The 14,628-nt window shown below is 46.1% G+C and carries 13 protein-coding genes; 8 read left to right on the top strand and 5 right to left on the bottom strand.

Annotated features, from left to right (window positions below; all coding sequences use genetic code 11):
• Positions 1-318 precede the first annotated feature (318 nt).
• From H6F98_RS31470 to nblS, 3 genes are all read left to right on the top strand, one after another.
• Complete coding sequence (locus tag H6F98_RS31470; RefSeq protein ID WP_192222667.1) at positions 319-1,755, top strand: deoxyribodipyrimidine photo-lyase; 1,437 nt, start codon at positions 319-321, stop codon at positions 1,753-1,755.
• 268 nt (positions 1,756-2,023) lie between these two features.
• Positions 2,024-3,304 carry a phosphoribosylamine--glycine ligase gene (gene purD, locus H6F98_RS31465; protein WP_192222666.1) on the top strand — a complete coding sequence of 427 codons (1,281 nt, stop codon included), beginning with the start codon at positions 2,024-2,026 and terminating at the stop codon, positions 3,302-3,304.
• 302 nt (positions 3,305-3,606) lie between these two features.
• A complete protein-coding gene (gene nblS, locus H6F98_RS31460) occupies positions 3,607-5,595 on the top strand; it encodes a two-component system sensor histidine kinase NblS (protein ID WP_192222665.1) in 1,989 nt (662 codons plus the stop codon).
• 2 nt (positions 5,596-5,597) lie between these two features.
• Here the strand turns inward: nblS and H6F98_RS31455 are convergent, their stop codons facing one another.
• Together H6F98_RS31455 and H6F98_RS31450 are read right to left on the bottom strand one after the other, a co-directional pair.
• Entirely contained in the window at positions 5,598-5,972 is a 375-nt protein-coding gene (locus H6F98_RS31455; protein ID WP_192222664.1) for a zinc ribbon domain-containing protein, read from the bottom strand.
• Positions 5,973-6,025: 53 nt separating this feature from the next.
• Entirely contained in the window at positions 6,026-6,334 is a 309-nt protein-coding gene (locus H6F98_RS31450; RefSeq protein WP_192222663.1) for a TIGR03792 family protein, read from the bottom strand.
• Positions 6,335-6,772: 438 nt separating this feature from the next.
• Between H6F98_RS31450 and H6F98_RS31445 the strand changes: the two genes are divergently transcribed.
• Positions 6,773-7,096, top strand: a complete 324-nt coding sequence (locus H6F98_RS31445) for a phasin family protein (protein ID WP_192222662.1) — start codon at positions 6,773-6,775, stop codon at positions 7,094-7,096.
• A gap of 23 nt (positions 7,097-7,119) precedes the next feature.
• Positions 7,120-7,680, top strand: a complete 561-nt coding sequence (locus H6F98_RS31440) for an FKBP-type peptidyl-prolyl cis-trans isomerase (RefSeq protein WP_192222661.1) — start codon at positions 7,120-7,122, stop codon at positions 7,678-7,680.
• Between the two features lie 203 nt (positions 7,681-7,883).
• Here H6F98_RS31440 and dnaB read toward each other — a convergent pair whose 3' ends face one another.
• From dnaB to gloB, 3 genes are all read right to left on the bottom strand, one after another.
• On the bottom strand, positions 7,884-9,236 hold the full coding sequence (dnaB, locus tag H6F98_RS31435; protein WP_192222660.1) for a replicative DNA helicase: 1,353 nt from the start codon (positions 9,234-9,236) through the stop codon (positions 7,884-7,886).
• 308 nt (positions 9,237-9,544) lie between these two features.
• Positions 9,545-10,003 carry a 50S ribosomal protein L9 gene (rplI, locus tag H6F98_RS31430; RefSeq protein WP_192222659.1) on the bottom strand — a complete coding sequence of 153 codons (459 nt, stop codon included), beginning with the start codon at positions 10,001-10,003 and terminating at the stop codon, positions 9,545-9,547.
• 168 nt (positions 10,004-10,171) lie between these two features.
• Positions 10,172-10,945 carry a hydroxyacylglutathione hydrolase gene (gloB, locus tag H6F98_RS31425; RefSeq protein WP_192222658.1) on the bottom strand — a complete coding sequence of 258 codons (774 nt, stop codon included), beginning with the start codon at positions 10,943-10,945 and terminating at the stop codon, positions 10,172-10,174.
• 131 nt (positions 10,946-11,076) lie between these two features.
• On the opposite strand from gloB, the gene H6F98_RS31420 reads away from it, so the two are divergent.
• From H6F98_RS31420 to H6F98_RS31410, 3 genes are all read left to right on the top strand, one after another.
• The gene (locus tag H6F98_RS31420; RefSeq protein ID WP_192222657.1) at positions 11,077-12,756 is read left to right on the top strand and encodes a glycosyltransferase family 39 protein; all 1,680 of its coding nucleotides are present in this window, start codon (positions 11,077-11,079) and stop codon (positions 12,754-12,756) included.
• Between the two features lie 147 nt (positions 12,757-12,903).
• Positions 12,904-13,110: a hypothetical protein gene (locus H6F98_RS31415; RefSeq protein ID WP_192222656.1), complete on the top strand. Its 207-nt coding sequence runs from the start codon at positions 12,904-12,906 to the stop codon at positions 13,108-13,110.
• Positions 13,111-13,354: 244 nt separating this feature from the next.
• A complete protein-coding gene (locus tag H6F98_RS31410; RefSeq protein ID WP_192222655.1) occupies positions 13,355-14,524 on the top strand; it encodes a glycosyltransferase family 4 protein in 1,170 nt (389 codons plus the stop codon).
• Positions 14,525-14,628 lie beyond the last annotated feature (104 nt).

Raw genomic sequence — 14,628 nt, 5'->3', positions numbered from 1 at the left:
AGCTTGTGCAAGCCGTCAACTTTTCGAGCAGCCGTGGTCACCCTGACAGAATTAACGAAGTACAAACTTAGCCTCAAATCCAGGCTATGACCACTGCTACTCAAGTGCTAAAGGCAGACCTTTTCTAGAGCGCAAACTTTGTGTCACTGCGGCTAAAGATGACAGTGAAACTGCGCTACAGCTAATGACGCTGTTGCAAGTTACAGCAAAGGCAAGAGGGTATCCGGGACAAATCCTCAGCTTTTTCAATGGGTAGTGAGAAAGTATCGGTAAGCTTTAAGCTGGCAAAAGAAGCTAATTAACCGAAGCATTGATTGCATGTCTGACTTAATTCTGTTTTGGCATCGGCGCGATTTACGTTTATCAGACAATATTGGACTCGCTGCTGCCCAACAACAAACTAAAAAAGTGGTGGGAGTTTTCTGTCTCGACCCGGATATTCTGGAACGGGATGATGTTGCCCCGGCAAGAGTAACTTACATGATTGGCAGCTTGCAGTCTCTGAAAGAACGCTATAACCAAGTGGGTAGCCAATTGTTGATTCTTCAGGCAAATCCGACTCAAGCGATACCTGCTTTAGCAACAGCTCTCAACGCTAAGGCTGTTTTCTGGAATTGGGATGTTGAGCCTTATGCCAAAGAACGCGATCGCACTGTCATGATTGCCCTAAAAGAAAAGGGCATTCAGGTACATAACAATTGGGATCAGCTATTACACCCACCGGAAGACATTCGGACTGGTTCAAACCAGCCTTACACGGTTTACACCCCCTTCTGGCGCAACTGGAGTAGCAAACCAAAAGCACAGCCTGTAGAAACCCTCACTGATGTAGAAGGACTAACCCAACAAGAAAAGGAGACAGCACAACAAGCTGGAACTGTTGAGCTACCAACAGCGAAAGAGTTGGGTTTTGCTTGGGATAATGAACTGGTGACAGCACCAGGCGAAACAGCCGCTCAGGAAAAACTAGAGGAATTTTGTCGTCACGCCATTACTGAGTACAAAGAACAGCGCAACTTTCCTGGTGTTCACGGTACATCCCAACTTAGTGCCGCGTTAAAATTCGGTGTCATTGGCGTTCGTACAGTTTGGGCAGCCACTCTCGCTGCCTTAGAAGATAGCCGTAGTGATGAAACCGAAGCCAGTATCAAGGCATGGCAACAGGAACTCGCTTGGCGGGAGTTCTATCAACATGCGATGTATAACTTCCCAGAACTAGCAGAAGGCGCCTTCCGCAAAACCCTGAAAAACTTTCCCTACGACAATAACCCAGAGTACTTCCAAGCTTGGTGTGAAGGGAGAACCGGATATCCCATTGTGGACGCAGCGATGCGGCAGATGAAGGAAATTGGTTGGATGCATAACCGTTGTCGGATGATTGTTGCTAGCTTCCTCACCAAAGACCTACTGATTGACCCGCGCTTGGGAGAAAAATACTTCATGCAAAACTTGTATGATGGCGACCTCTCAGCCAACAACGGCGGCTGGCAGTGGAGTGCTTCCAGTGGTATGGACCCTAAACCTGTACGAATTTTTAACCCAGCTAGTCAAGCCAAGAAATTTGACCCAGAAGGTGAATACATTCGAGAATGGCTCCCAGAATTGCGCTCTGTGGATACAGAACACTTACTCAGTGGAGATATACCACCCATGGAGCGGTACGCCCTTGATTATCCTGCGCCGATTGTGGATCACAACAAACAACAGCGCCAGTTTAAGGAGCGCTATCAGCAGCAAAAAGCCCTGAGTAATTAGCAAAAACGTCGTAAGCCCCGCGCCTCCCTGTCCCGGCTTCCCTTGCCTGCTCTGCATATTTTCTACAGAAAATCTCCAAGGTGATACATTTTTTCGTCAATTGGTAATCCCATGGCATAATGAAGAACATTTGCTCGACTCATAAAGCTTGGGACTTTTGAGTCAGGCGTTCTGCACGCTTTAAATTTGTTGATAAAACAGACGGCTGCAGACCGTAGTTGGTCGTGATTCCCCTTAAAGTTCAATTCTTCTGGAGCGCAAGGCTAAAGTGAAGATTTTGGTGGTTGGCAATGGGGGTCGTGAACACGCCCTCGCCTGGAAACTGCTGCAATCTCAACGTATTCAGCAGGTGGTATGTATTCCTGGTAACGGTGGCACAGCAACTACAAAGGGTTGCCAGAATCTTCCCTTACGTGTGGATGATTTTGAGGGAATTGCCCGGTTTGCTCTGGTTCACAATATCTCGTTGGTTGTTGTTGGACCAGAACTTCCCCTTTCGTTGGGAATCACAGACTATCTCCAACAACAAGGTCTGACGGTTTTTGGTCCAACGAAAGAAGGAGCGAGGATTGAGTCTAGTAAATACTGGGCTAAGACGTTGATGCAGTCGGCGGGCATTCCAACGCCTCAGTTTGCGGTATTTACTGAAGCTGAAGCAGCGATCGCTTATGTAAAGGCTCAAGGTGCCCCAATTGTTGTGAAAGCAGATGGCTTGGCGGCAGGCAAAGGTGTCATCGTTGCTGCCTCTGTTGAGGAAGCACAAACGGCTGTTGAATCACTCTTCAAAAATGGGTTTAAAACTGTGGTGATTGAAGAGTGCGTAACGGGTCAAGAAGTTTCTGTTTTAGCTCTGACGGATGGCGTGAGCGTTCGCCCTTTACTACCTGCTCAAGATCACAAGCGAATTGGTGAGGGGGATACTGGGGAAAATACGGGTGGCATGGGAGCTTATTGCCCTGCCCCAATTGTTACTCCTGCTTTAATGGAACGTATTGAGCAAGAAATCCTTCAGCCTACAGTTGAGGCTCTACGTCAACGAGGGATTGACTATCGAGGGGTTCTTTACGCAGGGTTAATGATTACCCCACAAGGTAATCCGACTGTTCTGGAGTTTAATTGTCGCTTTGGTGACCCGGAAACTCAAGCGATTCTACCTTTGCTGGAGACTCCTTTAGAAGAGCTGCTTCTCGCTTGTAGCCAGCAACGACTGGAGCAAATGCCGCCGATAACCTGGAAATCTGGGACAGCCGCTTGTGTGATTGCTGCGGCTCAAGGCTATCCCGGAGTCTATAAGAAGGGTGATGTGATTACTGGAATTGATCAAGCCGAGGAACTAGGAGCAACAGTTTTTTGTGCAGGAACTCAGCTAAAGCAGCAACAGTTGCTTACTGATGGCGGTCGGGTGCTTGGTGTGACGGCGACAGGTGAGACGTTTGATGAGGCGATCGCTTCATCTTATAAGGCGATCAAATGTATCCAATTTGAAGGGATGTACTACCGTAAAGATATCGGTCATCGTGTCAGAGGTGCTGGCTTCCTACCCAGCTAGTCTAATTAGAGAAAGGATAGGCAATGGTTTCCCTTAGCGAAGATGGGTGAAGTTGAACACATAGCGATTACGAAGCCTCAGCGTAGTGGCTCTCTAGGAGCTAGCATTGTGCCGCTTTACTCTTACTCGTTTGAGGTCATAAAAACCTCAATGCGATCGCTTCTCCTAATAGAACATCGGCTTCAAGCTAAGCATATATATATAATTGGGGGACGCTTCTTTTTAAGCAGCGTTTTCTCGACTAAAGCATCTACCTTTAAGTAGGCTGTTGTAGTTTTCCTGTTGATTGTAGTGAATCACCCTTGTTCGCCTTGCTAAAAACCATCCGAGAAGTTATCGCACATTGGTGGTCAGAGTTTACTCTCCAGACCCGACTCATGGCGGCGGCAACCCTTGTCGTCTCCTTGATCATGAGTGGTTTGACATTCTGGGCGGTGAACACAATTCAACAGGACGCTAGAATGAACGACACTCGTTTTGGTCGTGATCTAGGTTTATTGTTGGCATCCAATGTTGCACCCCTGATTGCAGAAGACAATCTGACGGAAGTCGCTCGCTTTTCCCACCGCTTCTATAGCAGCACCTCTAGTGTGCGCTACATGATTTATGCAGATGAGGCGGGTCAAATTTTCTTTGGGATTCCTTTCTCGGAATCGGAAGTGCAAAACTCTCTAACGATTCAACGTTGGATTGAGCTACCTGAAGACTACGCCAAAAACTCTGAAGTACCGATGGTGCGACAGCACCTAACCCCGGATGGGGAAGTGACGGATGTCTTTGTACCTCTGATGCAAGAAGGGAAGTACTTAGGGGTGTTAGCGATTGGGATCAACCCTAATCCTACGGTGGTTGCCTCCTCAAATTTGACACGAGACGTGACGATCGCGGTTTTTATCTCGATCTGGGTGATGGTGATTTTAGGGGCAGTCTTTAACGCCCTGATGATCACAAAGCCAATTCAGGAACTGCTAAGGGGTGTCAAAAATATTGCCACTGGCAACTTTAAGCAACGGATCGACCTGCCCTTAAAAGGGGAACTAGGCGAACTGATTTTCAGCTTCAACGAGATGGCAGAGCGGTTGGAGCGTTATGAAGAGCAAAATATTGAAGAACTGACGGCTGAGAAAGCGAAATTAGAAACGCTTGTTTCTACCATTGCCGATGGTGCTGTCTTAATCGATACCAATTTCCATGTCGTTTTAGTCAATCCAACAGCACGCCGCATTTTCAGTTGGGAAGGTGTTGACGTTGTGGGTGAAAATGTCTTGCATCACCTGCCTAGCGCCGTAACAATGGAACTAACGCGATCGCTTTATCAAATTGCGGCTGGGCAAACTTCAGCAGAACGAGAACGCGAAGGCGAAGAGTTCCGAATCACACTTAATGAACCAACGCCTCGTACCGTCCGCATCCTTCTCACCAGTGTCCTCGACCAATACCGAGAGAGTGTCAAGGGCATTGCAATGACCGTACAGGATATTACCCGCGAGGTAGAACTAAACGAGGCAAAAAGCCAGTTCATCAGCAATGTCTCCCATGAACTGAGAACGCCTCTGTTTAACATCAAATCATTTATCGAAACCCTCCACGAGTATGGCGAAGACCTCAGCGAAACAGAGCGTCGGGAGTTCCTTGAAACCGCCAATCGCGAGACAGATAGGCTTACTCGTCTGGTCAATGATGTTTTAGATTTATCACGCCTTGAATCGTGTCGGCTTTATCATTTTGAACCCGTAGATATCGCTCAGCCTGTAGAGCAGACGCTACGCACCTATCAGCTAAATGCGCGTGATAAAGGCATTGAACTCGCTCAAGATATTGCCCCAGATTTACCACCTGTTCTAGGTCACTATGATTTGTTGCTTCAAGTTTTTGCGAACTTGGTAGGCAACTCTCTAAAATTTACGGAACCAGGCGGACGAGTGATGATTCGTGCCTATCTGCTGGAATCAGACCCTCATCACCACGAAACAGCTCAAGTGCGGGTAGAAATTTCAGATACGGGAATTGGTATTGATGCCGAAGACCAAGAGGCGATTTTTGACCGATTTTTCCGTGTAGAAAACCGAGTTCATACCCTTGAAGGAACGGGTTTGGGTCTTTCAATCGTCAGAAACATCATTCAGAAACATCATAGCCGGGTACACTTAGTCAGTGAAGTTGGTGTTGGTACAACCTTCTGGTTTGATTTAGACGTATTTAAGGAAAAAAAAACTCCGGTTAATCAGCCTCTTAAAGCAGACAGCTCACCTTCCACAGAAACCACTTCAGCCACTGTTAGTGTGCCCTAAGCCTATCGAGATGCGGCAAGTAGTGTAAGTAGAAAACTCGCGGTTAGTAATCCCAACAAACCCAACCAAGCCGGATTTCGCTGGCACCAGAACTTGAGCGATTGCAGTGGATTCTGACGAGGAGTATAACGTTGGTTAGCGACTACCTTAGGTTGGGTAATGTCATCGTAGAGAGTACACTCCTTGGCGTAGGGACGTTGGGGAAAGGTACAGGTATCGTCTGCCTGATAGCTACAAGTTTCGCACAACGGCTGATCACTTGTTGCCCGATGCAAGGTAATGCCGGGATGACCATAGGCTTTGAGAACCGTTCCGCAATGGGAACAAGTAACTGCTTTGCTATTGAGAGATTGATGACAGCGAGGACAATTTAGCATCGGTAGGTAACGCGTTCAGTTAAACATCCCACTCCTGTGGCGGGTGCATAGTGTTAACCCTGAGGAAATTTTCGGACTTGGTACTCAGCCGCCTCAATAATCTGATGTTGAGAGCCAAATTCCTCGTTGAACTGTTGGTCAGTTTGTGCCAACTGCTCTGCTGAAACGGCTTTCCACGCTTCAAGACTTGCCCAACGGATGATTAGGATAACCTCATTCTGGGTTTCTGGATTGATCCAGACCTCTTTGCCTAAAAATCCAGGATGCTGGACAAGCATGGATGTCCAGATTTCAGCATCTTTTTGAATATATCTTTCTCGAAGTTCCGGAGAAACGCTCACCCTGAGCCATTCAATAACCATAGTAGGTAATAATTTGCTTTTGTTGTTTGAGACTTATAGTGTCAACGAAGATAGAGACAGGACTTACAGTTTGAACCAAGAAAGGCAGAAGGCAGAAGGAATTTATCCCGATGCCGATAGCCCAAGCCCGGAAAGCGACTGAAGGGAGCAAGAGTCACAATTCCCTTCTAAACAGAACTGAACCTTCTGTCCTCTGCCTTCGGTTGAAGGTTTGAACGCTATTGATAGCAGTAGGGTGGGCAATCCCTACCTTATCTGTAGAGACCTTAGCTTTAGTCCTAAGAGATCTATTGTGTCATGATCTATCTAAGCGCAGGGAAAGCAGCAGGTACCCGTGGAGATATCACAGAATAGAACTGTAGGCAAGGATGTTTGGTCCCCTGGGGAAACAGTCTACATTCAGCTACCCAATTAAGTGCCGAGTAATAGGAAAAGAGTATGGATAATAACAATTGGCTCAAGCAGTTATTGATGGTTGGTATTGGCACGACTTCAATGGCTGCAGAGAAAATGCGTGAGGTTAGTGATGAATGGGTGAGGGAAGGTAAGATTAATCCTGAGCAAGCGAAGGGATTTGTCGATGATATGATGCAACAGCTCAAGTCAGACCAAGGTAATCTTGAGGTGCAGATGGAACGACAGATGCGTAATATGTTGCAAGATTTAGGCGTCCCTCGCCAAGCGGAAGTCGATGAATTGCGTGGTCGCATTGACCGTCTAGAACGTCAGGTACGAGATTTAGAAAATAAACTCTGGCGTTGAAGAAACAATTTGGAGGAGAAATTTTGAGGGAAATTTTAATCAGTTTAGGGGTTGTCTTGGCGTGTGGTGTGCTACTGCTTGTAGGGCAATTTACTACCGGGAAAGTCAGCGCAAGTGCTGATGAACTGACCACAACTCAAGCCGCCGTGGTTGCACTCGATACAAGTGCTAACCCAGATGTTAATAATACAAGACTTATTGCGATGGATTCTGGTTCAGACAGCGAACAGACTACAGATAGCGCCACTATGACGACACCTTCTGGTCTGAAGTACGTTGACCTTAAGGAGGGAGACGGAGCAACACCCCAAACGGGACAAACTGTCACCGTTCACTACACGGGTACCCTGGAGAATGGTACTAAGTTTGATAGTTCACGCGATCGCAATCGCCCGTTTTCGTTCAAACTCGGCGTTGGACAGGTCATTAAAGGCTGGGATGAAGGCGTTGGTTCGATGAAAGTTGGCGGACGTCGTCAGTTAATTATTCCCGCCGAATTAGGCTATGGTTCCCGTGGCGCTGGTGGTGTAATTCCTCCAAACGCTACGCTGATTTTTGATGTTGAACTGTTAAGAATTAGCTAAGCTGCCCTTGAGCATCTCGCGTTGCCTATTTAACTAATCGGTTTTAGGGAAAAGGGGAAGGTGGAGTCCCCTCTTGGGATAAGGGGCAGGGTGAAAGGTAAAAGGGAACAACCTTTACCCTTTACCCTTTCTCCTCAAACAACAATATACTAGTAATAAAACCTTCTGCCTTCTGCCCTTTGCATAAGAGCCTTTGCGTTAAATCATGCCCGATTGGGAGAGGCTAAGTTGAGAAACTTCGTCAATTCAGGTCTGAATAACAGCTTGACAGTCCCAGTGGGACCATTTCGATGCTTGGCAATGATGGCTTCTGCGATATCTCGATCGGGTGAATCGTGATTGTAGTAAGAATCGCGGTAGAGCATGATAACTAAATCCGCATCCTGCTCAATTGAACCGCTTTCACGTAAATCGGACATCATTGGTCGTTTGTTGTTACGAGCTTCGACTCCCCGACTTAGCTGAGACAGGGCGATGATTGGGACATTCAGTTCACGGGCTAACCCTTTGAGACTGCGCGTAATCCGGGACAGTTCCTGGACACGGTTATCGCTATTCCCTTCCATCAACTGTAAATAGTCGATTAAAACTAATCCCAATTGACCCCCTTGTTCCGCCTGAAGACGCCGCACATGCGATCGCATCTGCATTACAGTTTGGTTTGGAGTATCGTCAATAAAAATTGGTAATTGAGTCAAAGTACTGATCGCATTGCTCAACGGTGCCCACTCGTTTTGGCTGATTCGTCCTGCCCGTAAGCGATTACTTTCAATTCCCACCTCACTTGAGAGCAATCGCTGGACTAGCTGCTCTTTAGACATCTCCAGGCTAAAAATTGCTACCGATAACTTTTGATTCTCAGCAATATTGTGGGCAATATTCAATCCTAGGGTTGTTTTTCCCATCGATGGTCTGGCAGCCAATATAATCAGGTCAGAACGCTGAAACCCCTCAGTCATAGTGTCCAAGTCATAGAACCCGCAAGGAATACCAGGCAGTGCTACTCCTTCATGGAGGGTTTCGATACTGTTAAATGTCTCAATTAGGGCTTTAGAGATAGGAATTAAACCTTGCTGAGGGCGAGTCTGAGTAAGGCTAAAAATCTTTTGCTCTGACTGGTCAAGAACAGTTTCCAACTCGATTGAGGTTTCGTAACCCAACTGCACAATCTCATTACCTGCCTGGATCAGTTGACGGCGGAGGTACTTCTCCGTCACCAACGTCGCATAGCGGTCAACGTTAACCGCTGAGACAGTGCGCTCAACGAGCTGTGCTAATTTACTCTGACCACCAACTTTCTCTAATAATTCGTGGTCATACAGCCAGGTGGTAACGCTCATTAAATCTGTCGGCTTATCCTGGTTATGGAGCGCTAGAGCCGCTTTGTAGATTTCTTTGTGGGCAGTAATGTAAAAAGCGTTAGCTGGCAGTATATCAGCTACCCGACCAATGGCTTCAGGGTCTAGCAAAATCCCTCCGAGAATCGACTCCTCGGCATCAATGTTTTGAGGGGGTAGAGAGTTGCTAAATGTCGAAAATTGCAGTTCTTGAGCCATATTCAAGGCAATGAGGAGAATAGAGAAGCTATTAAACCTTTTAGTGTTGCAGTACCCTTGCGGAAGACCCGATAGCAATATCAAACGATCGTTTTGGGTCAAAGGAGACAAGGTTAAGGGTTGATTTTTTCACGCTTACCTTTTGACTGTCCGCCACGTCATGCATTGGAACGCACACTAGCTTCTAACCTAGCTTAATAAATTAAGGGGTTGAGTGACGGCTTTTAGCACCTCGCTCAACCCCCTTATTTGACCTGACAAAACGGGTCAACTTGGACTAAAGGGTAGTTAGTCAGTTAGATACTGCACTAGTTGGAAACCACTTGAATTTCAACTACCGCTGTGACTTCTGGATGTAGCTTGACTTCTGCCTTATAGACACCGAGTTCGCTGATATCCGGTAGAGTAATACCCCGTCGGTCTATTTCCTGACCTGTTGCCGCTTGAATGGCTTCAGCGACTTCTGGAGCGGTAACAGTACCGAAGATTGCTTCATTTTCACCCACTTGCTTGTGAATGGTGAAGCGACCCACGGTTTCTAGTGCCGTCTTCTGAGTTTCAGCTTGCTGCTTCTCTTCGAGCAAACGCTGACGCTCTTGTTCTTTACGCCGCTCAACTTGCTTGAGGATGCCAGGGGTGGCTCTAATTCCGATTCCCTTGGGAAGTAGATAATTACGAGCATAGCCAGGAGCGACTTCAACTAAGTCGCCAGTTTTGCCTAGCTTGCTAACGTCTTGATTTAAAACTAATTGCACACGTTTCGCCATAGTCTTTATTTCGGGTACGGACTTCTTGGGGGAGTAATAATGTTCCAGAACACTTCATAGTACGAAAATCTGGTACGCGATCGCAACCAGGCAGAACAAGGGAATGAAAAATTGGGGATTGGGAGAAGTTTTTCCCAAAGCCAATCCCTTTCTCGTCACCTCATCAACTTAAAATCGGTCTTTCATGCCTCGCAGCCGCGCAAATGTCTGTACGGGTTCTGTCGCTTTGACGGCGGACTGGAGTGCTGGTTGCTCCCATCGCAAAAATGGATTGGTACGCTTTTCAATCCCCAGTTGCGAGGGTATGGTTGCCTCTAAACGGCGACGAGCCTCTTGAACTTCAGTATATCGAGTTTGTAAATCTAGATTTTCCTGATCTACAGTAAGGGCAAATTGAAGATTTTTCAGCGTGTATTCGTGAGCGCACCAGACTCGCGTGTTGTCCGGCAAAGCCCGCAGCTTGCTCAAGGAATCCACCATCTGCGCTGGTGTACCTTCAAACAATCTGCCACAACCGCCAGCGAATAAGGTATCACCGCAGAATAAATCACCCGTTTCACCCTCTACTCGTGGAAAGAAGTAGTAGGCAATATGTCCACTGGTGTGTCCGGGAACGAATATCACCTCGCCAATTCTATCGGTAAATTCAACCTGATCGCCTTCCTGCAAAAACACCTGTTGCCCAGGAATTCTTCCTTTATCTTGAGCGCTTCCACACACGTAGACATTCGGAAAATGTTCGATCAGTTCCCGATTACCGCCGACATGATCCATATGATGATGAGTATTAAAAATCATCACCAGTTCAGCCCCAAGTTCTTCTAAACGCCGTAGCACTGGTTGCGCCTCTGCGGGATCAACAACTGCTGCAACGTTCTGCTTAGGGTTATGGAGTAAAAAGATATAGTTGTCAGAAAGTGCTGGCAGCAGAATTACCTGCATTTTTATAGCGTCTCCTTGTAAATAAATCGTTTCTGCTCAACCAGTAACCAATGAACACTGGATACTCTAGATAGACCTGTTCAGCAGCACTTACTTTTTACCATAGCTCTACTCACGGCTAGACGTGTGAGATGTCCCACCCACACCACAAACTATCCCTACGGTTTTCTTCAATACTGTTGATCATTATTGCGATCGCAGTTTTATTAAAAATACTCAATTTAGGAAGCCGGGAATTTTGGTATGACGAGGTGCTGTCACTACTCCTTTCTACAGGTCAAAAAATTGCCTATCAACCTCCTCAGGATTTGCCAGTAGTTTTAGCTGACTATACCGCCTTGCTGAGTCTGCCACCACAAAGCAGTATTCATGACATCTTGGAAACTCTAAAAAACCTCCTGAGAGGATTAGCTGGTGGCGAACCGCATCCTCCCCTATTTTTCCTCGCTCAACATCTTTGGTTGCACCTGTTCGGGAATGGAGAAGTCGCAACACGAAGCCTCGGAGCTTTATTGAGTGTTGTGGCAATTGGCAGTGCCTATGGTTTAGGTCGTTGTTTACTGGGGCAACAGGGAGGTCTATTGTTTGCTGCACTTATAGGAATTAATCCCTACTATATATTTCACTCCTTAAATGTGCGGATGTACAATTCACTCGTGCTTTGGGCAATCCTGAGCGCCTGGGCACTGCTACAGCTAATTGACACTCAAAAGTCAGAACTGAAGCGTCAACGTTTCTTCACTCACAACACAAAACTCCTTTGGTCACTGCTTTTAATTGGTTCAGTAGCGGCTGGACTGATGACGTTTTATTTCTTTGCTTATTGGCTTCTCGCTCTAGCTGCATTAGTGCTAGTTCTAGACAGACAACGGTGGTGGTTAGCTGGAGGGTGCCTCAGTGCAGGTGTCTTCCTGACAATTCCTTGGGTACTTTGGGGAACCCGACAGCAGCTACACAATGCTGACTTACAGCGATTTTCGACTGCCACTGGCATCGTTGAAACCGGATTGCGGCACTTGCAGGATGTCGTTCAAACTCTGGGAATTCATTTGGTGTTGGGAGACTGGATTAGCAGCCTCCCACCTGTAAGCGCTACCGTTGCTGGTGGGGTAGCAGTGCTGGTGCTTTTCGCTTGTATTATCAGCCTCTGGCATCAAAATCAGCGTCGAGTTTTGTCTATAGCTTTGGTTTTGGGAATTTTTCCACTCTTGCTGGGGTTGGTCGTAGATATCATCAGCGGCAAGTTCACAATCAGTTTTGGCTGGGGACGGTCGATGATTTTTATTTTGCCCGGATGCTTGTTATTACTGACTACGTGGGTAGAACGAGCAACTGGGCAATGGCAACGACCGACAGCAGCCATTTTGCTGCTGTTATATTTGAGTACCAGCATCGCAGACTTAGGAACTCGGCACCGCCGGATATTCCACCAACTAGCCGACATCATTGCTCAGGATTCTACGACACCAACTTTAGTGATGATGAACTCTACGGCTTGGGGTCATGTCCTGCGTCTGGCTTACTATATTCCACCAACGTTACCAGTCATGTTATTGGCTCAGAAGTCTGCTCAGCTAGCACCTGCTTTAGAAAAGTCTCTTTCATCTGAACCAACTCAGTATCAACGTATTCTCTGGCTAGATAGCGCTGACCCTGTCTGGTCGCCTCCCAGTACAGACGCTGAAAGAACGCAAGTCCAGCAGGTTTTAGACAGGCAGTTCCAGTTGGACAAGACACAGCAACTAGTGGGAACGATGAAGTTAGATCAGTTTGTCGCCCATCTTTATCAGCGTTCCGCTCCTAGAGCTTAGGACTCGCGAAAAAATAGTTACCCATGTTGAGGAGGGGAAAGGGTAAGGGAAAAGGTTGATGTGGCACTGGTGCCAAGCCAGTTATTTTAGTAGACAATAAAAGACAACAGCCAGAAAACCAAAACGTTATTATGTGACCAGCCACTAATGGCAGGAGATATTCAGGGTCAATTTCCTCAAACGCTCAAGCAAATCGTAGACAGAATTCTTAATTCTGGCCAATTAAGCCGTCTAGATCATCTACAGTTGGTCACCACTATGCTTTCTGACTACAGAGTGACTGATGAAGAACGCCATCAAATCAATCGTGTCTTTGACGATATCCAAACAGGTCGTATAAAGATTCTTGATTAGATTAAGTAAAACTGACTAATACAAGTTTTGTTTTAGAGCTTTTTGTGAAGTCAATCCTAAGTTCGGAAGGTGTTATTCTGGATCGATCCTCTCTACCCCTCCTGGAGGAAGGAGAGGAAGTTTTTTGGGAATAAGCTCTTAGGCTTGCGAACACAGTAGCTTTCTAGCAGGAATCATCTTTGAAAAAGTTAAGTTATTTACCTGGATGCTGACATCTACCTAATTTCAGAAATAGACGAGATTAATGAAAGACAGATTAAAGGTGTCGCTACTCGTATGGAATTTATCGGCAAATGATGGAATAATTCGGGCTTCTTTACTCAGTAATGCCTTGAGGAAACTTAACTATGAAGTTGAAGTGCTTGGCTTTTTATTTGACCAACCCCTATACACAGCCGTTCCTTCAGACTTACCCATTTATTCAGTAGAAGGTGGCAAGTATCCGGAGTTTTTTAAACCAGTTACCAAACTCATAAATAAAATTGATGGAGATTTTATCTACGCGATTAAACCTCAACCAGCTAGCTTTGGCTTAGCCTTACTGAAAAAATTATTTAGCCATCTACCAGTCATCTTAGATATTGATGATTGGGAATTGAGCTGGTATGGCGGAGATGAATGGCAATATCATCCCACACCCAAGCAATTAGCAAGAGACTTGCTAAAAAAAGAAGGAGCGTTGAGGCGACCTGATCATCCACTTTACCTGCAATGGATGGAAAAGTTAATTAGCAAAGCTGATGCTGTAACAGTACATACCAGTTTTCTTCAGAAGCGCTTTGGGGGAATTATTGTTCCGAATGGTAAAGATATTTCTCTATTTGACCCAGAACGTTATGACGCTGAAATCAGTAGAACTCGCTTCAACCTCTCAGGATACCGAATTTTAATGTTTCCTGGAGCGCCACGCCCTTATAAAGGTCTAGAAGATGTTTTGGTAGCGCTAGATTACTTGAATGAGCCTGATTTGAGACTAGTGATTGTTGGTGGGAGTCCTTATGATGACTATGATCAGCAATTAATTCAACGTTGGGGACATTGGATAATCCAGTTACCTCGGTGTTCAGTGCCGATGATGCCTGAGATTGTATCTGGTGCTCACATTATTGTCGTTCCCCAGCGAGATTCTCCTGAAACTAGAGCGCAATTTCCTCTCAAATTGACTGATGGGATGGCGATGGCAAAGCCAATTTTATCTACTCGTGTTGGTGATATCCCAGAAATTTTAGGAGATACAGGTTTTCTTGTTGAGCCAGGTTCTCCTGAACAGCTTGCTGAAAAAATTAAATTGATATTTCAAAATTTAGATGCTGCGAATGCTCAAGGAATTCAAGCGAGGAAACGATGTATTGAACACTATAGTATTGATACAATGGCGGCAATTCTTTCAGATATTCTTGCAGAGCTTAATTAACTATAGTAGAAAGCTGTCAGATATCAGCGATCAGCTTTTTTTTCCTTCCTCTCTCCAGGTTTCAAGCACCTAAGCTCTACCTCATCCAACTGAAACCCGCTATC

The sequence above is a fragment of the Microcoleus sp. FACHB-SPT15 genome (genome assembly GCF_014849525.1).
Lineage (GTDB): Bacteria > Cyanobacteriota > Cyanobacteriia > Cyanobacteriales > Coleofasciculaceae > Symplocastrum > Symplocastrum torsivum.
This window is presented reverse-complemented; position numbering and strand designations above follow the sequence as displayed.